The following is an 18,062-nucleotide window of genomic DNA, read 5'->3' as shown; positions in this document are numbered from 1 at the left end:
GCCGGACGTTTTGCGCCAGCCTGCTGCTCACGACAAATCGTGGCGCGGAGCGCCACCGCAGGGGCTACCACGCAGAGCGTGGGAGCCATCAGCCTAGACGAGTCGCTGGCGAGTGGTGGCGATCAGCCGGTGCACCTGGCGCTCCACCGCCGGCTCGATCGGCTGCTCCGGCCCGCGACCATGCGGGCAAGGCAGACGCGGTGTCGTGCCGAACAGGCGGCAAATCAGCGGGCGCTGGTCGTACACCTCGCAACCGTTCGGTCCCAGGTGCACGCAGTTGTACTCGGCCAGCGCCGCATCATGTTCGGCATCGCTTTTGACCGGCAAACGCGCCAGTTCCTCTGACGAAGCCGTGACCGGCCCACAACAATCATGGCAACCGGGCACACAGTCGAAGCGCGGAATCTGTCGACGCAGGTGGTCGATCTTGCGGTCTGTGCAGCTCATACGCGGGCGCCTGGCAACGAAGGCGACAGTTTACCGCGCCATGCTGGCGCCTGCCCGCAGGCTGACGGCCAGTCCCCTCAAAGACGCATTGGCTATACGCCGATCCGCGAGCGGAGCACGCCACATCCTGCTGTCCCACCTGTTTTTCCGACTGACACTTGGCGTCGGACGGATCACGCGCTTATGCTGCGTTGAATTTTCCACACAACACAATCAGGATTCCGCACATGAACGCCCGCGTTCAACAGCCCGTCCACAGCCCTCAGCACGCCGCCTCCTACTACGCCGCCAGCGTCAATCGCCAGCAGGCCTACCCGCCCCTGGGCGGTGAGCTGCAGGTGGACGTGTGCATCGTCGGTGGCGGTTTCAGCGGCCTGAATACCGCTATCGAACTTGCTCAGAAAGGTCTGTCGGTGGCGCTGCTGGAAGCGCGCAAGATCGGCTGGGGTGCCAGCGGGCGCAACGGCGGGCAGCTGATTCGTGGCGTCGGCCATGATGTCGAACAGTTCGAATCGGTGGTCGGCAAGGAAGGCGTGCGTCAGTTCAAGCTGATGGGGCTGGAGGCGGTAGAGATCGTGCGCAACCGGGTCGAGCAGTTTCAGATCGATTGCGATCTGACCTGGGGTTATTGCGACCTGGCCAACAAACCGGCGCATTACGAAGGCTTCGCCGAAGACAAGGCCGAGCTGGAAAGCATCGGCTATCGCCATGAACTGCGCCTACTGCCGAAGGAGCGCATCCATGAGGTGGTCGGCTCCGACAACTATCATGGTGCCATGATCGACATGGGCTCGGGCCACCTGCACCCGCTCAACCTGGCCCTTGGCGAAGCCGCTGCCGCCCAATCGCTCGGTGCGCAGCTGTTCGAAGACTCGCCGGTGACACGCATCGACTACGGCAATGAGGTGCGCGTGCACACCGCAGGTGGCCAGGTGCGCGCCCAATATCTGGTACTGGCCTGCAACGCCTACCTCAATGGCCTCAACCCGCAACTGGGTGGCAAGGTGTTACCGGCCGGCAGCTACATCATCGCCACCGAACAACTCTCCGAAGAGCAGGCGCGGCAACTGATCCCGCAGAACATGGCGCTCTGCGACCAGCGTGTGACCGTGGATTACTACCGCCTCTCTGCTGATCGCCGCCTGCTGTTCGGCGGTGCCTGCCACTATTCGGGGCGCGATCCGGCGGATATCGCCGGCTACATGAAGCCGAAGATGCTCAAGGTATTCCCCCAACTGGCAGACGTGCGCATCGACTACCAATGGGGCGGGATGATCGGCATCGGCGCCAACCGCCTGCCGCAGATCGGCCGACTCAAGGATCAGCTCAACGTGTTCCATGCCCAGGCCTACGCCGGCCACGGCGTCAACGCCACGCACCTGGCTGGCAAACTGCTCGGCGAGGCCATCGCCGGTCAGGCAAGCCGTGGCTTCGACCTGTTCGACAAGGTGCCGCACATGACCTTCCCCGGTGGTAAGCACCTGCGCTCGCCATTGCTGGCACTGGGGATGGCCTGGCACAGGCTGAAAGAATTGCTCTAGGCGCAGACAACAATCGCGGCTGAAGCCGCTCCTACCCATAGTCCGCAAAGTTGTAGACCCGGACTGCATCCGGGCTACAGCTTCCAGAACGGCAGGTTCGCCTCGCGCTCGGCCTGGCCGCGGGTAAGGCCAATATCGCGCAGTTGCTGGTCATTGAGTTTGAGCAGCATGCGGCGGGTGCTCAGACGCCGCCAGAAGGCCGGCCAATTGCGGCCAAAGTGGCGAACCTCGCTCTTGTGCATAGCGACCCGCACGGTCTCACCCACTGCGACGAAATCTGTATTGCTGAACCCAGTCATGGCTCTCTCCCGTTGTCTTCTGTCATGGGGGATCAGAATGCCGCCATAAGAAAAGTCATGACAGATTCAAAAAACTCTTATTAACTCCATACAGATTTCACGCATTTTCCCCTGAATGGGAATTTTCGCGCTGATCTGTACTGGTCTCAGTTCATACACCCTGCACCAACCGGACGACTGTCATGACGCTCTATCTGAATCTGGCCGAATTGCTCGGCACCCGCATCGAGCAGGGGCTGTACCGCCCCGGCGACCGTCTGCCGTCGGTACGCAGCCTCAGCCAGGAGCATGGCGTCAGCCTCAGCACGGTGCAGCAGGCCTACCGCCATCTGGAGGACATGGGTCTGGCCTCGCCACGGCCGAAGTCCGGCTACTTCGTACCACTGGGGCGGCAGATGCCCGCGCTGCCGCAGATCAGCCGCGCGGCGCAGAGGCCGGTTGAAGTTTCGCAGTGGGATCACGTGCTGGAGCTGATCAGCAGCTCACCGCAGCACGACATGCTGCAGCTGGGCCGTGGCCGCCCGGACATCAGCGGCCCGACGCTGAAACCGCTGCTGCGCAACCTGTCGCGCCAGGCGCGTCGGCAGGACCCGGATGTACTGACCTATGGCGGCATTCGCGGCGACATCCGCCTGCGCGAACAGATCGCCCGGCTGATGCTCGACTCCGGTTGCCAGCTGGAGGCCGAAGACCTGGTGGTCACCACTGGTTGCCACGAAGCACTGTCAGCGGCTGTGCGCGCCATCTGCCAGCCCGGCGATATCGTTGCGGTCGACTCGCCGAGCTTTCACGGCGTGATGCAGGCACTAAAGGGCTTCGGCATGAAGGCGCTGGAACTGCCCACCGACCCGCTCACCGGGATCAACCTCGACGCCCTGGAAATGGCCCTGGAGCAGTGGCCGATCAAGGCCATCCAGCTCACGCCGAACTGCAACAATCCACTCGGCTACATCATGCCCGACGCCAACAAGCGCGCCCTGGTCGCCCTGGCGCAGCGCTTCGACGTGGCCATCATCGAGGACGACGTCTACGCCGACCTCGCCTACAGCTACCCACGGCCGCGCAGCATCAAGTCGTTCGACGAGGACGGCCGTGTACTGTTCTGCAGCTCCTTCTCCAAGACCCTGGCACCGGGCCTGCGAGTGGGCTGGATCGCTCCCGGGCGCTATCTGGAGCAGGTGGTGCACATGAAGTACCTGGGCACCGGCAGCACCGCCCAGCTGCCCCAGTTAGCCATTGCCGAATACCTCAAGGACGGGCACTACGAACCGCACCTACGGCGTATGCGCGCGCAGTACCTGCGCAGCCGCGACCTGATGGTGGATTGGGTCAGCCGCTATTTCCCGGCCGGCACTCGGGTCAGCCGCCCGCAGGGCAGCTTCATGCTCTGGGTGGAGATGCCGCAGGGCTTCGACAGCCAGAAGCTCAACCGCGCGCTGTTGCCGCACAAGATCCAGATCGCGCCTGGAAGCATCTTCTCGGCGGCCGGCAAGTACCGTAACTGCATCCGCCTGAACTACGCCGAGCCGCCGAGCGACGTGATCGAGGCGGCGGTGAAGCAGATCGGCGCGACCATCGCCGAGTTGATCGAAGAAGCCGACCTGCAGCACACGCAGGACCTCGGGCAGTGGCGCTGAGCGGATTCAGGAACGCGCCGTTTCCATCTCGCTGAAGGCCCCGCGCTTGCTCGCCAGGATGATGAACACGAAGGCACCAGTGGCCATCATCAGCGGCAGCGCATGGCCGCTTAGCCACTGGCTGACGGCCCCGGTGGTCAGCGGCCCGATCAGGCAGCCCAGCCCCCACAACTGGGCGACGTGAGCATTGGCACGCACTAGTTCGTCGTCACGATAACGCTCGCCGATCATGATCAGCGACAAGGTGAACAGGCCACCGGCACTGGCGCCAAAGGCCACCAACACTGGCCAGATCACCGGCGTGTGCAACAACGGTGGAATGGCCAGGCTGGATACCAATAGTACGCAGCCGCATGCGCGGAACAGCATTTGCCGTGACATGCGGTCGGCTAGCCAGCCGATGGGAAGCTGCAGCACCGCATCGCCGACCACCACCACACTGACCATGAACAGCGCCACTTCCTGGGTGAAGCCCTGGCGCAGTCCGTAGATCGGCAACAGGGTCAGCATCATCGCCTCGAAGGCGGCGAACAGCATTACCGCCCAGGCAATCGCCGGCAGCTTGCGGCAGAACACCAGCAGCCCGCGCCCGGAGGCGCTGTGCGCATCCACCTTGGGTGCGCCGGTGCGCCCGAGCAGAATCAGCGAACCGCCGATCAGCAGGCACACGCCCGTCCAGAAACCGGCATCGGTGGCGGTACCGAGCGCCGTCAGCAGCAGCGGGCCGCTGAGCTGGCTGAGGGCGTAGCCGGTGCCGTACAAGGCCACCAGACGACCGCGCCATTTCTCCACGGCGAGTTGGTTGATCCAGCTTTCGCCGAGGATGAACACCACGGTCAGCGCCACGCCGATGAACAGACGCAGACCTACCCAGACTGCGTAATTCTGCACCAGCGCCAGCCCGGCCACCGACACTGCGCCGAGCAGCAGGCACAGCTGCATCAGCACCGTGGTACCGAAGCGCGCCGCCAGACGCCCAGCCAGCAAGGCACCGAGCAGCACGCCGACAGCCGGAGTCGCCGCCATCACGCCGATGGCGAAGGAGTCGTAGCCCCAGCTTTCCAGGCGCAGCGAAACCAGCGGCATGGTCACGCCCAGCGCCAGGCCGATGCTGATGACCGCCGAGCAAACGGCGAAATAGGTGCCCCAACGCATTGGTGAATTCCTTGGTTAACGAGTGGCTGCAAAGACAACGGCCGGACCCCTCTTCAGGGAGCCCGGCCGCAAGTTGGGCGTTTTAAAACAGATCTTCGCCCGAAACCAACTTCGATCAGGATCTCCTGGGCTAAGGCCAAACAAGGCGCCCCGGAGCTTTCAAGCGCAGCGTACTGCAGTACGTGAGCATTGAAAGCGAGGACGCAACGCCGTATGGCCGACGACCAGAAGATCGCCCCGCTATCGTTACAGTTTGATCCAGGTGGACTTCAGCTCGGTGTACTTGTCGAACGCGTGCAGTGACTTGTCACGGCCGTTACCGGACTGCTTGAAACCACCGAACGGCGCAGTCATGTCGCCGCCGTCGTACTGGTTGATCCACACGCTGCCGGCGCGCAGCGCCTTGCCGACCAGGTGGGCACGCGACAGGTTGCTGGTCCACACCGCTGCAGCCAGGCCATAGATGGTGTCGTTGGCGATGGCGATGGCCTCGTCCTGGTCATCGAAGCCAATCACCGACAGCACCGGGCCGAAAATCTCTTCCTTGGCAATGCGCATGGCGTTGTTCACGCCGTCGAAGATGGTCGGCTCGACGTAGGTGCCGCCGGTTTCTTCCATCACCCGCTTGCCGCCGGCCACCAGTTTGGCACCGTCGTCATGGCCGGCCTGGATGTAGCTCAGCACGTTGTTCATCTGCGTGGTATCGACCAGCGCACCGACGTTGGTAGCCGGGTCCAGCGGGTTGCCCGGTTTCCAGGCCTTGATCGCCTCGACCACCATGGGCACGAACTTGTCCTTGATGGAATTTTCCACCAGCAGGCGCGAACCGGCGGTGCACACTTCGCCCTGGTTGAAGGCAATGGCGCTGGCGGCAGATTCGGCAGCGGCCTGCAGGTCCGGCGCGTCGGCGAAGACGATGTTCGGGCTCTTGCCACCGGCCTCCAGCCAGACGCGCTTCATGTTCGACTCGCCCGCGTAGATCATCAGTTGCTTGGCGATCTTGGTCGAGCCGGTGAACACCAGGGTGTCGACGTCCATGTGCAGGGCCAAAGCCTTGCCCACGGTATGGCCGAAGCCCGGCAGCACGTTGAACACACCAGCCGGAATACCAGCCTCGATGGCCAGCTGGGCGATGCGGATGCCGGTCAGCGGCGACTTCTCGGATGGTTTGAGGATGATCGAGTTACCGGTAGCCAGCGCCGGGCCGAGCTTCCAGCAGGTCATCAGCAGCGGGAAGTTCCACGGCACGATGGCAGCGACCACGCCGACCGGCTCGCGAGTGACCAGGCCCAGCTCATCGTGGGCAGTGGCGGCGACTTCGTCGTAAATCTTGTCGATGGCCTCGCCGCTCCAGCGGATGGCGTTGGCGGCGCTGCCGACGTCGATGCTCAGCGAGTCACTGATCGGCTTGCCCATGTCGAGGGTTTCCAGCAGCGCCAGCTCCTGGCCATGCTCTTCGATCAGCTCGGCGAAACGGATCATCACCTTCTTACGCTTGGCCGGGGCCAGGCGCGACCACACACCGGATTCGAACGTAGCGCGAGCATCCTTGACCGCCACTTCGGCGTCGGCCTGGTCACAGCTGGCCACCAGGCCGAGCAGGCGGCCGTCGACCGGGCTGATGCATTCGAAGGTGGCGCCAGACTCGGCAGCGCGGTACTCACCATGGACGAACGCACGGGTTTCGATGGTCAGGGTCTTGGCACGCTGTTCCCAGTCGGCACGAGTCAGGCTAGTCATTCCGGCATCCTCTCAATGGGTGGAAGCGACGCGCATCATGGCGCGCGCTGTCAATAATTCTGCAAGGCCAGATCGCTGGCCAAATCCTGTTCGCCACACTAAACCAGAGGGCTGTGGCTTTTCAATATTTTTGACATAGGCCGGCAAAAGCCCTTGTCATGTTCGTTTTTTTAAACATAGACTGCTGCCACGACTTTCCCGCGACAGCCCCGCTGGCCGCGCGGTTGCCGCCACCGACACCACGGAACAGCCAGATGAACATCGAGCAGATCGTCGACTTCGCCCAGGCCGGCACGGCCGCCGAACACTATCGCCCAGCGCCGGAAAAAGTGCTCAAGGGCGACCCCGAGCAAAGCGTGCGCAACCACTACAGCAGCCCGTGCGGCCAGTTCAGCACCGGTATCTGGGAAGGCGCAGTCGGTCAGTGGACAGTGAACTACACCGAGCACGAGTACTGCGAGATTCTCCAGGGCGTGTCCGTGCTGCGTGATGCCGACGGCAACGCCAAGACCGTGCGCGCTGGCGACCGCTTCGTGATTCCCGCTGGTTTTTCCGGCACCTGGGAAGTGCTCGAAGCCTGCCGCAAGGTCTACGTGATTTTCGAACCCAAGTAAGCACTCGACTGGAATCTGCCCAGCAGGTTCCCGCCGCACCGAATCCTGTTGTTGCTTGTCACCCTTTGGCCCGCTAGTGCGGGCCTTTTTCTGCGCAGCCGATGGGGCTCGAACGCACAGTCTCGGCGACGGTCGAGCGCATCGCCCCGGCAGCCAGTGCCAACAGCGCGAACAGGCACACGGCGTGATCCATGCTCAGCCTGCTCATCAGCAAACCGAAGACCGGCGCCCCCAGCGTCTGACCGATGGCGATGCTGAGAAAGGCGATGGTGAGCCCGGTCGCAGGCCGCTCGGGAAGCGCCGACACACCCCAGACCAGATAGATGCCACTCAGGGTGATGTAGGCCGCGCCAAACAACGCACCGCCGAGCAGTGCCGAGGCGGGCATGTTGCCCATGCCGACCAAGACGATGGCGACCGCCAGAGCGCCAAGACACAGGCGATTCGCCCAGTCCACGCCTAGCCGAGCGATCAGGCTGCCGGCACCTGCGCCAGCGATGCCGGCAGCGCCGATCACCACCCAGAGCAAACCAGAGCCCGCGCTCCCCCAACTCAGGCGCTGCGCGACGATCTGACTGCCAAACGACCACAGCGCCGTGCTGGCCGCGCCCATCAGTAACGAAGCCACGACGAGGCGCTTCAGCGTGATGCTGAACCGCGGCCCGCCCCTGGTGGCAGGCTCCCGCGAGCGCGCGGTAGCAGGTACGCAGAAGTACGCAAACAGCGCCAGAGCGAGGGCCGAGCAGGCGAACACGGCATAGGCCAGGCGCCACTCAGCGCCGAGCAGCAGCGCCACAGGGCCGCAGAGGATGACCCCGGCACTGGTACCGGCATTGATCAGCGTATTGGTGGCGTCCTGTCGTCGCGGCTCTATCACTGCCGCCACCGCTGCGGCCATGGGAGGGGAAGCCAAGCCGGTACTCATCCCCGCCAACAGCACTGCACCGGCCAGCCAAGCAGCCGTGGGTGCCAGCGCTATACCCAGCATGCCCAAGGCGGCAACCAGCGCCGCGCACACCGCAACAGCACGAGCGCCAATACGCTCGGTCAATTGCGCGGCAAGGACAATGGCCAGGCAGTAGCCGAGAAAGGAGCCACCGGCGATCAGACCGCCAACGGCATCCGGCAACACGAGGTCAGCCTCGATCTGTGGCAGGAACAGGCCGAACGCGAAACGGGCGAAGCCATAGCACACGGCGATCAAACCGAAGCCGGCGCCGCCGAGATAGAGCCCGCGGCTCATGTACGCGCTCGCTCGACCAGTAGGCTCGCGGCCTTGCGTGCGCTGGCGACGGCATCCAGGCCACGGTAGCTGGCTGCAGCCGTCGCCCCCTCGATGAGGATGACGACCTGCTCAACCAGCTCGGCATTGGCGTTCGCTCCGAGCTGACGCGTAAGAATCTGCGCAACCGCCTCAGCGAATCGAACCTTGTAGGCGAGCACCGCCTCGGTGACTTCCGATACCGCGCTGCCGAGCTCGCCCTGAGCACGCAGGAACAGGCAACCGCGCGCGCCCTCTTCGCTCATCCAGCCGGCCAACGCATCGAACAACGCCTCGACACTGTCGACCTCAAGACGCTGCAAGAAACGCTGCCCACGGGTCATCAGCACCGCGGCAATCAGCTCGTTCTTGCTGCCGGCGTGTTTGTACAACGTCCGGCTGGACATCCCTGCGGCCTGGGCCAGTCGATCCATGCCGGTTGCGCTGAAGCCATGACAGTCGAACAGATTTTCGGCGGCTGAGATGAGTTTGGTATCTATATTCATCGAGGCCAAGGTAAAACGATCACTTTACCTCGTCAACCAGATAGAGAATCCAAGGCAAAAAAAGACCCGCACAAGGCGGGTCTTTTGATGAGCACGCAGGCGCGTGCTCAACTTACAGCTCAGGCCAGTTCGTCGAAGCACTCGGCAACGATGGCGATGCCTTTTTCCAGTTGCGCGTCAGGGATGGTGACGGGCATCAGGAAACGGATGACGTTGTAGTAGGTACCGCACGACAGCAGGATCAGGCCCTTGTCGCGCGCACGGGCGACGATCTTGCCGACCAGCTCGGCAGCCGGCTTGCTGTGGTCGCCGCCTTCGAACAGCTCAATGGCGACCATCGAACCCAGGCCGCGCACGTCACCGATCACCTTGTGCTTCTCCGCGATGGTCTTGAGGCCCGCCTTGAGCTTCTCGCCCACGGCGTTGGAGCGCGCCAGCAGATTCTCTTCGTCGAACACCTTGAGCACGGCCAGGGCCGCAGCACAGGCGATCGGACTGCCGGCGTAGGTGCCGCCCAGACCACCGGGAGCGATCTTGTCCATGATCTCGGCCTTGCCGCACACGCCGGAGATCGGGAAGCCGCCGCCAACGGACTTGGCGAAGGTGGTCAGGTCGGGCACCACGCCCAGTTGTTCGGTGGCGAAGAAGGTGCCGGTACGGCCCGCGCCGGTCTGCACTTCGTCAGCGATCAGCAGGATGCCGTGCTGGTCGCACAGGGCACGCAGGCGCTGCATGAAGGCTGGGGAGTTGACGTAGAAACCACCCTCGCCCTGGACCGGCTCGATGATGATCGCGGCGATGTCCTGCGGCTGCGCGTCGTTCTTGAAGATGCGCTCGATGCTGGCGATGGACTCGTCCTCACTCACGCCATGCAGCGGGCAAGGCGCCTGGGCGCGGTACACGCCAGCAGGCATCAGGCCCATGCCGGCGGAGTACGGCACGACCTTGCCGGTCAGCGACAGGGTCATCATGGTGCGGCCGTGGTAGGCGCCGGTGAAGGCGATCACGCCGGCACGGCCGGTGGCGGCGCGGGCGATCTTCACCGCGTTCTCGACCGCTTCGGAGCCGGAGGTGACCAGCAGGGTTTTCTTGGCGAAGTCGCCCGGTACGCGCTTGGCGATCTCCTCACAGAGCTCGATGTAGGGCTCGTAGGCCAGCACCTGGAAGCAGGTGTGGGTCAGCTTGGTCAGTTGCTCCTGAACGGCAGCGATCACCTTCGGATGCAGGTGGCCGGTGTTCAGCACGGCGATACCGCCGGCGAAGTCGATGTACTCGCGGCCTTCGACGTCCCACACGGTGGCGTTCTCGGCGCGCTCGGCGACGATCGGATGGATCTGGCCGACGCCGCGCGGAACAGCGGCGGCACGGCGTTGCAGCAGGGATTCGTTGGTCTTGCTCATGGTGTCCTCATGGTCATCCCCGGCGGGAGGTCGGCCCAGCATGCGATGATCGACTGAACCGAGCCCGCAAGGGACTCAATAGGGTTACGACTTACAACCGGGGCGCCGCACGCTCTTTCGCACCTTGCCCCGTCTTGGAAATCAGCGGATTTCCGAATCAGATTCCACCGAGGCACATGTACTTGATCTCGAGATAGTCCTCGATCCCGTACTTGGAGCCTTCACGGCCCAGGCCGGACGCCTTCACGCCGCCGAACGGCGCGACTTCGTTGGAGATCAGGCCGGTGTTGATACCCACCATGCCGTACTCCAGCGCTTCGGCCACGCGGAACACGCGGCCCAGGTCGCGGGCATAGAAGTAGGAAGCCAGGCCGAACTCGGTATCGTTGGCCATGGCGACCACTTCGGCCTCGTCCTTGAAGCGGAACAGCGGCGCCAGCGGGCCGAAGGTCTCTTCTTTAGCAACGGCGGCGGTTTTCGGTACGTCGAGCAGAATGGTCGGCTCGAAGAAGGTGCCACCCAGGGCGTGCGGCTTGCCGCCCAGGGCCAGCTTGGCGCCTTTGCCCACGGCGTCCTCGATGTGCTCCTGAACCTTGGCCACGGCCTTCTCGTCGATCAGCGGACCGGTGGTGGTGCCATCTTCCAGACCATTGCCGATCTTCAGCTTGCCCACTGCCGCGACCAGCTTCTCGGCGAAGGCATCGTAGACGGCGTCCTGCACGTAGATACGGTTGGCGCAGACGCAGGTCTGGCCGTTGTTGCGGTACTTGGAGATCAGTGCGCCTTCGACGGCGGCATCCAGGTCGGCGTCATCGAAGACGATGAACGGCGCGTTGCCGCCCAGCTCGAGCGACACCTTCTTGATGTCCTGGGCGCATTCGGCCATCAGCTGGCGGCCGATTTCGGTCGAGCCAGTGAAGGACAGCTTGCGCACGATCGGGTTGCTGGTCAGCTCGCCACCCACTTCGCCAGCGCTGCCGGTGACCACGCTGAGCACACCTTTCGGGATACCGGCGCGCTCGGCCAGCTCGACCAGGGCCAGTGCGGAGAACGGAGTCTGCGAGGCTGGCTTGATCACCATGGTGCAACCAGCGGCCAGCGCCGGACCGGCCTTGCGGGTGATCATCGCGGCGGGGAAGTTCCACGGGGTGATGGCCGCGGTGACACCGATCGGCTGCTTGATCACGATCAGGCGCTTGTCCGGCTGGTGGCCGGGGATCACGTCACCGTATACGCGCTTGGCTTCTTCGGCGAACCATTCGATGAAGGAGGCGGCGTAGGCGATCTCGCCCTTGGCTTCAGCCAGCGGCTTGCCCTGCTCCAGGGTCATCAAGCGGCCCAGGTCATCCTGGTTTTCCATCAGCAGCTCGAACCAGCGACGCAGCTTGTTCGCACGCTCCTTGGCGGTCAGCGCACGCCAGGCCGGCAGCGCCTTCTCGGCGGCCTCTATGGCGCGGCGGGTTTCAGCACGGCCCATCTTCGGAACATGGCCGATGATCTCGCCAGTGGCCGGGTTGTTCACGGCAATGGTCTGACCGCTGTCGGCGTCCAACCACTGGCCATCGATATAAGCCTGTTGGCGCAGCAGCTGGGGGTCTTTCAGTTGCATGGCAGTCTCCTTCAGTTCCGGCGCCCGGGCGTCGGCGTAAGTCGTTGGAGTCACGGGCAGAGCCCGCAAGGCCGAAAAGGGAGCCGTGCGGGGCCTGGTAATGGATTCAGAGCCGTTGAACGCGCGAGGGTTCAGAATGACCGAACACGCCGTTTGAAATCTCAAACGAATCCTAGGATCGGCAGGGGTAAAGGGCAATAGGCGACCAAGCAAAATCCATAAAATAATGGCAAAAACTTCTGAAACTAAGGTTCAGACGGCCCAAAAGTGTAAAGTCCGTTCTGAATAATGCACACTCATGCAGAATAGACGCTAACCGCCGAGATGCGTATGATTGCGCCCCGCAACGCACTCGTAGCTCAGCTGGATAGAGTACTGCCCTCCGAAGGCAGTGATCATCGAGTTGAGAAGGGTGCAGGCTAGTGGTCAAATAGTTCGCCGCAACACATACGCACCTGTAGCTCAGCTGGATAGAGTATTGCCCTCCGAAGGCAAGGGTCGTGGGTTCGAATCCCGCCAGGTGCGCCATATCCTCTTGATTCAATGGCCTTTTTCTAAGGCTTCGCCGCTTCCGCTGCTGAATCGGCGCCCTCCAGCAAAATTCCCTTGATGCCAGCTCTCAGGCTGCGATGAGCACTGCCCTCAGTGTCATCTAGCGGCGGCTTTTCAGGCTGTGCCAATTCTGTGCCCAAAGCGTGCCGCACGGTGAGATGGCATGCCGGTTACTTCGCAGAGATTGAGTATTAGCCACAATCAGGCACAACTCCCAACCCATCTGAAAGCACCTAAGCAGAAGGGGCCTTTCGGCCCCTTCGTTACTTTAGTTGTTGAGCATGCTCTCCAGCTTTTCGATCAGGAAGTCCAGCGGGCTGCGCCCCTCCAACCGTTTCTCGAAGACCTCATTACGGTGATAGGCGACCCAGGTATCGAGCGCCTGGCGGTTGTTCTTCTCGTAGCCGGAGCCAAGGATGCAGACCAGTTCATTGCCGTTGGGGCTCTCGAGGTAGTGGCTCATGGCAGAAGCCAAATGCTTCAAGTACTGGTGTTCACGAGCTTCCATCGCCGGATGCAGGTACGTGACGTTGCTGCGGTTGATCAATTTCATGTGAGTACTCCTCAGTCCTTCAAATTGGCTTGGATCAGATTGTCGAAGGCGCTTCCGTCACGTCGGGTCAAGTTAGGCACGTAGCGCGAGTAGACGCGGAACAGCATCTCTGTAGTTGTGTGGCCCATCTGCCGGGCAATCCACTCCGGGTTTTCGCCTGCAGCCAGCCAAAGGGTCGCAGCCGTATGGCGGGTCTGGTAAGGGCGTCGCTGGCGCAGCCCCAGATGACGCAGCAGCGGAAACCAAACCCTGTTGTTGATGTTGCGGTACGAAAAAGGCGTACCTTCCCGAGAACAGAAGACGAACTGACCACTCCCCGTCTTCTTCTGCTGATCGAGCAGGGCCTTGTACACCGGGCCAGACATGTCGATTTCGCGTTGCGAGCCGTCATTCTTCGTGTAGTCGAGCCGGCCACCGACCCAAGTTTCGCGGATAAGGATTTGCCGCCTCTGAAAGTCGACGAATTTCCACTGCAGGCCGTCGACTTCTCCCGTGCGCATCCCGGTGAAGAAGCGCACCGTGTAGTAGTTGCGGAAGTCCTCGCGCACGGCACCGAGAATCTGCAGCACTTCATCCAGAGTGAACGGCTCCACATCGGTCTTGGGAACCTTCAGCGATTTGATGTTGAGGTACGGTGAAGTAAACTCAAACCGGTCAGCCGCCTCACTAAGGATCATGCGCAATGGCGTCATGATGTGGTTGATTCGCGTCGCTGACAGAGCCTGCCCCTTCAGCCCGGGAACTTTGCCGAGTGCCGAGCGGAAGGACAGGATTTCTGCCTTGGTGATGGCGCTGACTTCTTGTCTGCCGAATGTTGGTAGCAGGTATTTATCAAGGGTCTGACGTACCGTCGTTGTATGTGTGTCGCGCCACTCCACACGCTTTTCGTCGAACCAGCGTTCGGCGAAGTCCCTAAATGGTGGAGTCTTCAATATCGCGCAGCCAGCCCGCAGTCTTGCGAACTCCTGAACCTTGCTGCTTTGCGGAAAGTAAGTGGCATAGTCGAAGCTTCCCAGCGTGATTTCTGCCTCAATACGCTCAAGGATTTTCTCCAGCTTTTTTCGATTGGCCGGCGTATCAGGCAACGTGGTTTGCTCACGGCAGCGTTTGTCCAGATAAGTGAAGTCGAAGAACAACTTCTCGTTGTCGGCACGGGCACGAATCTTACCCATGGCAAATGCCTCCGCCGGCCATAGGTATCAAACTGGAGGTGCGGGAATGCTTCTGCATGTCCTTTTCGATGGCCTCCCAAATGAACAGGATCTTTCGACCACCAAACGGGCGGAAGTAATGGATGCCTTCGAGCAGTACCGAGTCCTTCAGGCGGTTACGGATGGTGCGCACGTCGTACTTCATACGCGTGGCCAGCTCCTCGGTGGTCAGATAGGTGTGAGACATAGCAATGCCCTCTCTGCTAAATTGAACGACAGCGGATTCTTATGAGCTCCTGATAGCTCATAATGATCTCCTACAGATCAATATAACGCTCATTTTGAGCGTTGCAAGGACAAAATGATCTTCTGTAGATCATTTTTGGGGATTTAGATGGTCAAGTGCCATTTGTCTCGCTTACTGGGCGAGCGGAAACTGAAGATCAGTGAAGTGGTCAGGGACACGGGGATCAACCGCGGAACCCTTACACGGCTCTATCACGAGACCGCACAGAGGGTGGAGCTCAAGGACCTGGAAATAATCTGCCAGTACCTGAACTGCCAGGTGGGCGATTTGCTGGAACTGCAGGATGATCCGGAGGGCTGAAAGCCCTCCGGACTGGGTCAGGCGCGGAAATGCCAGTCAATGGAAGCCATCAACATCAGGTAGCGCAAGGCCGCGCCGGAGTGATGGTTCTCCTTAGCCTGATCCTTTAACTCAAGCTTCGCCCTTATACCCAAATGTAGATTCGCTACATCGTTGTTCTCAGGCGCGTGCTGAATGAACGGGCGGCGAGTGTTTCCGAGTTGTTGACGCCAGTAAGACTTGGTTGTCTTCGGCTTGTTGGTGTCGTAGACGATCAGCTCTATAGACCGAGCCGGAACACCTATAACACTGAGAAACCACAGATAGTCCTGAGCATGTTCCTCGTCACGGTCGCGCTGGAATCGCAGCGTGGTTTCCGTCTTCCAGCAGCGCTCAACAAAATCATCAATCACGCGTTGGGCGCGTTCACTGTCAGGGCCTTCGAGCAGCTCATACATGCGCTGTGCGTATTCGGTCACGGCCTCCCGTCCGCCATGTCTCGGAGGCGAGGGCAGCAGCGACAGACATGATGGGGCGTCTGTATGAAGTGCTGGTTGCAGCCTATGTTTCGGCCTTGGGTCGTTTGTTCCAGGACGCTGATGCATGCCGCGGATATAGCGTGCCCGCTCCAGCATCATTTCGCGCTCCTCAGCAGAAAACTCGACCCAGTCGAGATTGACCTCTCGACCTGTCTGTTCGGCATATGAGGCATAGGCGAGCATCGACTCGATTGCCTGAATTCGTCCGATCGCCCAGTTCTGCTCCACCTGTTGAGCCTGGCCTGGACACGCCTTCTTCCGAGTACGCTTACGCTCCTTCAGGGGTCTAATGCGACCGATGATGTCGAGTAGCACGCCGCACTCAGCTGAAATGCCTTCACGGGGCTCAGTGCTCATGGTGGGTTGGCTTACCTCGGCTATCTTGGCGACGTTTGCGGCGTTGAATATCCAGTTCTGGGGATTCCATTGCCACATCATCGCCATGATCTGAGGCAGGCTATGGACGTAGTGCAACAGTGTGGTTTTTGGGCTGCCGTGCCCGAGGATGGCACTGACAATATGGACGATTCGCCGGGTGGGGCCCTCTACAGGCAACATCGCCTTACGCAACCTGAGGTCATCTCTGAGCCAGCGAGTGGTAAGGGGCAGATCTTTGAAAATCAGCTCTGGTGATAGCGCATTCTGCGCACCCATCAACTTGAGCAAAAACCACGTGGCGCAGGAATGGCGCAGGTGATGGTAATGCAGGAACTCGGAACCCGTGACTGCTCGCATGCAGTCATGTAGAGCTGGGAACAGGCAGCTCTCGCTGACCCACTGAGTTCTCAGCTGTGGGATGCAGAACAGGAATTCCGACGTTGAATTTTGGCTTTCTTCCTGCTGCCGCTCTCGATACCAGTCGATCAGCAATGTGAGCTCATCGGGCTCAAGCAGCTCACGCAGCGGCAAACTCCGAACCGCATTCTGGGTTTTCAACCCACGCTGTGCATGGGGGCGAATGAGCAGGTCAACGGGCAGCTCTATTCTGGCCTGTTCATCTTTAGATAGCCTGCGCATATGCGATTGCCGAGCTTGTATATGCGCGCACTCCGCTGCTGAAAATTCGGGCAGATGCAAATCACGAAGGCGAAGCTTTAGAGCCTCGTTACGCCGCAATCCCAACCGGAACCCCAAGATCAACAAAAGCCTCGCAGCCGTCACCAGACGTGGCGTTCGCAGCTCAAGCCCGCATGTGCCGAGCGCCTGCATAACCAATTGGTACTGCTCCTCGCTGATAATGCGAGCATCTACCCTGGTCACACCTTTGCCGATGCCTAGGATTGAGTAGGGGCTGATTGTCGGGTAGTTGTAACGACGCTGCAGAAACGTGTGAAACTCCTGGACTGCCTTGGCCAGGGTGCGCCGTTTGCTATCTGTGGCCTGAGCATCCAGTGCGGATTCATACACAAGTTCGAGCGCGTCAATTTCGAGCTCGAAGATGCTTATGCCATCTAACCGAGAGGAAAGTGCTGCGCCTAGTACTTGGGTATATCGCTTTATCGTGCTTCGCCCAATACTGTGGCCGTATGCGGAGGCGCCACCCAGCATGTAGGCAAGCCAACTCTGGATTAGGCCGGGAAGTTCTCCATGAGACTCCGCTTGCAAAGGGCTCTCTATGGGCAGGTTGTCCCGGATCCGATCGCGCAGTTCCTCCAGCCATGCGGGTGGGTCAGGGTTATCCTCAGTTACATCCGAAACAGATTCATCGTCATAAGTCCCCGCAGGGTCCTCGAGATCATCTAGGCGGAGAATATTGCCCCAAGATGAGGGGCGCAGTGACTGCGAGACAAAACCCTTGCGGCATGCAAAATTCACCAGCACCTGCGGCAGCCGCAACTGCATTTGCATCCTTAGAAAATCAAACAGGTCGCTGGGATTCTCTGGATGATACTGTTCAGGTACCTCAACCTTCTTCAGGAATGCACAGACACAGCGCATGTGCCAATTTCTACGCTTTAGTTTGCCGGTGCTTTTTTGAACATCATCCACGCAGCGTATCAACAGAGCCAGCGTTGCCGGATCAGGGAACCACTGCCGAAATTCAGCGACGGCATTGCCGCGGATCGATAGCGGCAGACGTATCTCGGGAATTCCCGCTACCCACTCGATGCTGTCTGGCGTCGTACTGAGCATGGCATTCAGCTGAGCCACATCGAGCAATCCGCCGTTGTAGGCCGCACTCATTAGTAGCAGACCAATGCGCTCATCCGTGCTGAGCGCATCGATATCCAGTTTCAGACCCTGCTGCAGGGCGTGAATCAGTTGGCTGCTGCGTTGAATTCGCTCAGCCGTGTAGACGTCAGGATTGATCGGGTTTGCTGCACGCCTGACGGCAATGGCTATTCGTGCCAGCGGAAATCCTGGGATTTGGTCCCGGACTCGCTGAGTGATGCTGCGCAGTACGTTGCGCAACGTGTGATTTGTGCCGAGCTGTGCCTCCAGTGTTGGCGCTGATGGAAAATTGACCCACCC

17 protein-coding genes and 1 tRNA gene are annotated in these 18,062 nt (G+C 61.1%); 5 read left to right on the top strand and 13 right to left on the bottom strand.

What is annotated here, in order from left to right; translation table 11 throughout:
- Positions 1-93 precede the first annotated feature (93 nt).
- A complete protein-coding gene (locus CXP40_RS19060; protein ID WP_013713450.1) occupies positions 94-447 on the bottom strand; it encodes a YkgJ family cysteine cluster protein in 354 nt (117 codons plus the stop codon).
- A 227-nt stretch (positions 448-674) separates the two neighbouring features.
- Between CXP40_RS19060 and CXP40_RS19055 the strand changes: the two genes are divergently transcribed.
- Complete coding sequence (locus tag CXP40_RS19055) at positions 675-1,988, top strand: FAD-binding oxidoreductase (RefSeq protein WP_106735035.1); 1,314 nt, start codon at positions 675-677, stop codon at positions 1,986-1,988.
- 74 nt (positions 1,989-2,062) lie between these two features.
- Here CXP40_RS19055 and CXP40_RS19050 read toward each other — a convergent pair whose 3' ends face one another.
- Positions 2,063-2,287, bottom strand: coding sequence for a DUF1127 domain-containing protein (locus CXP40_RS19050; RefSeq protein WP_106735034.1), 225 nt, complete (start codon positions 2,285-2,287; stop codon positions 2,063-2,065).
- A gap of 182 nt (positions 2,288-2,469) precedes the next feature.
- Here CXP40_RS19050 and CXP40_RS19045 point away from each other — a divergent pair, with 182 nt between their 5' ends.
- On the top strand, positions 2,470-3,924 hold the full coding sequence (locus CXP40_RS19045) for a PLP-dependent aminotransferase family protein (RefSeq protein ID WP_106735033.1): 1,455 nt from the start codon (positions 2,470-2,472) through the stop codon (positions 3,922-3,924).
- A gap of 6 nt (positions 3,925-3,930) precedes the next feature.
- Here the strand turns inward: CXP40_RS19045 and CXP40_RS19040 are convergent, their stop codons facing one another.
- From CXP40_RS19040 to CXP40_RS23715, 3 genes are all read right to left on the bottom strand, one after another.
- Complete coding sequence (locus tag CXP40_RS19040; protein WP_106735032.1) at positions 3,931-5,079, bottom strand: MFS transporter; 1,149 nt, start codon at positions 5,077-5,079, stop codon at positions 3,931-3,933.
- 246 nt (positions 5,080-5,325) lie between these two features.
- Positions 5,326-6,819 (bottom strand): aldehyde dehydrogenase, encoded by a 1,494-nt coding sequence (locus tag CXP40_RS19035; RefSeq protein WP_106735031.1) that lies wholly within the window; start codon positions 6,817-6,819, stop codon positions 5,326-5,328.
- A gap of 121 nt (positions 6,820-6,940) precedes the next feature.
- Complete coding sequence (locus tag CXP40_RS23715; RefSeq protein WP_157831696.1) at positions 6,941-7,081, bottom strand: hypothetical protein; 141 nt, start codon at positions 7,079-7,081, stop codon at positions 6,941-6,943.
- Here CXP40_RS23715 and CXP40_RS19030 point away from each other — a divergent pair.
- Positions 7,074-7,433: a cupin domain-containing protein gene (locus CXP40_RS19030; protein WP_106735030.1), complete on the top strand. Its 360-nt coding sequence runs from the start codon at positions 7,074-7,076 to the stop codon at positions 7,431-7,433. The two genes, CXP40_RS23715 and CXP40_RS19030, sit on opposite strands and share 8 nt — an antisense overlap.
- A 73-nt stretch (positions 7,434-7,506) precedes the next feature.
- Here the strand turns inward: CXP40_RS19030 and CXP40_RS19025 are convergent, their stop codons facing one another.
- The 4 genes from CXP40_RS19025 to gabD form a co-directional block, all read right to left on the bottom strand.
- Complete coding sequence (locus CXP40_RS19025; RefSeq protein WP_106735029.1) at positions 7,507-8,676, bottom strand: MFS transporter; 1,170 nt, start codon at positions 8,674-8,676, stop codon at positions 7,507-7,509.
- On the bottom strand, positions 8,673-9,200 hold the full coding sequence (locus CXP40_RS19020; RefSeq protein ID WP_106735028.1) for a TetR/AcrR family transcriptional regulator: 528 nt from the start codon (positions 9,198-9,200) through the stop codon (positions 8,673-8,675). Before CXP40_RS19020 ends, CXP40_RS19025 begins: the two co-directional genes overlap by 4 nt.
- Positions 9,201-9,319: 119 nt before the next feature.
- On the bottom strand, positions 9,320-10,600 hold the full coding sequence (gabT, locus tag CXP40_RS19015) for a 4-aminobutyrate--2-oxoglutarate transaminase (RefSeq protein ID WP_106735027.1): 1,281 nt from the start codon (positions 10,598-10,600) through the stop codon (positions 9,320-9,322).
- A 157-nt stretch (positions 10,601-10,757) separates the two neighbouring features.
- A complete protein-coding gene (gene gabD, locus CXP40_RS19010; RefSeq protein ID WP_106735026.1) occupies positions 10,758-12,209 on the bottom strand; it encodes an NADP-dependent succinate-semialdehyde dehydrogenase in 1,452 nt (483 codons plus the stop codon).
- Positions 12,210-12,660: 451 nt separating this feature from the next.
- On the opposite strand from gabD, the gene CXP40_RS19000 reads away from it, so the two are divergent.
- Positions 12,661-12,737, top strand: a tRNA-Arg gene (locus tag CXP40_RS19000).
- A gap of 292 nt (positions 12,738-13,029) precedes the next feature.
- Here the strand turns inward: CXP40_RS19000 and CXP40_RS18995 are convergent.
- The 3 genes from CXP40_RS18995 to CXP40_RS18985 are packed head-to-tail and all read right to left on the bottom strand — an operon-like array spanning position 13,030 to position 14,712.
- Complete coding sequence (locus CXP40_RS18995; RefSeq protein WP_003282464.1) at positions 13,030-13,314, bottom strand: hypothetical protein; 285 nt, start codon at positions 13,312-13,314, stop codon at positions 13,030-13,032.
- Positions 13,315-13,325: 11 nt separating this feature from the next.
- On the bottom strand, positions 13,326-14,486 hold the full coding sequence (locus CXP40_RS18990; RefSeq protein ID WP_003282465.1) for an Arm DNA-binding domain-containing protein: 1,161 nt from the start codon (positions 14,484-14,486) through the stop codon (positions 13,326-13,328).
- A complete protein-coding gene (locus CXP40_RS18985) occupies positions 14,479-14,712 on the bottom strand; it encodes a hypothetical protein (protein ID WP_003282466.1) in 234 nt (77 codons plus the stop codon). The genes CXP40_RS18990 and CXP40_RS18985 overlap by 8 nt, the downstream gene beginning before the upstream one ends.
- 147 nt (positions 14,713-14,859) lie before the next feature.
- Between CXP40_RS18985 and CXP40_RS18980 the strand changes: the two genes are divergently transcribed.
- A complete protein-coding gene (locus CXP40_RS18980; RefSeq protein ID WP_106735025.1) occupies positions 14,860-15,072 on the top strand; it encodes a helix-turn-helix transcriptional regulator in 213 nt (70 codons plus the stop codon).
- A 17-nt stretch (positions 15,073-15,089) separates the two neighbouring features.
- Here CXP40_RS18980 and CXP40_RS18975 read toward each other — a convergent pair whose 3' ends face one another.
- Positions 15,090-18,032 (bottom strand): hypothetical protein, encoded by a 2,943-nt coding sequence (locus CXP40_RS18975; protein WP_256579504.1) that lies wholly within the window; start codon positions 18,030-18,032, stop codon positions 15,090-15,092.
- Between the last annotated feature and the right edge of the window lie 30 nt (positions 18,033-18,062).

It is taken from the genome of Pseudomonas sp. YY-1 (assembly GCF_002843095.1).
In the GTDB taxonomy this organism is placed as follows: Bacteria; Pseudomonadota; Gammaproteobacteria; order Pseudomonadales; family Pseudomonadaceae; genus Aquipseudomonas; species Aquipseudomonas sediminis_A.
Note: the sequence above shows the minus strand (reverse complement) of the source record. Positions and strands in the feature narration are given on the sequence as shown.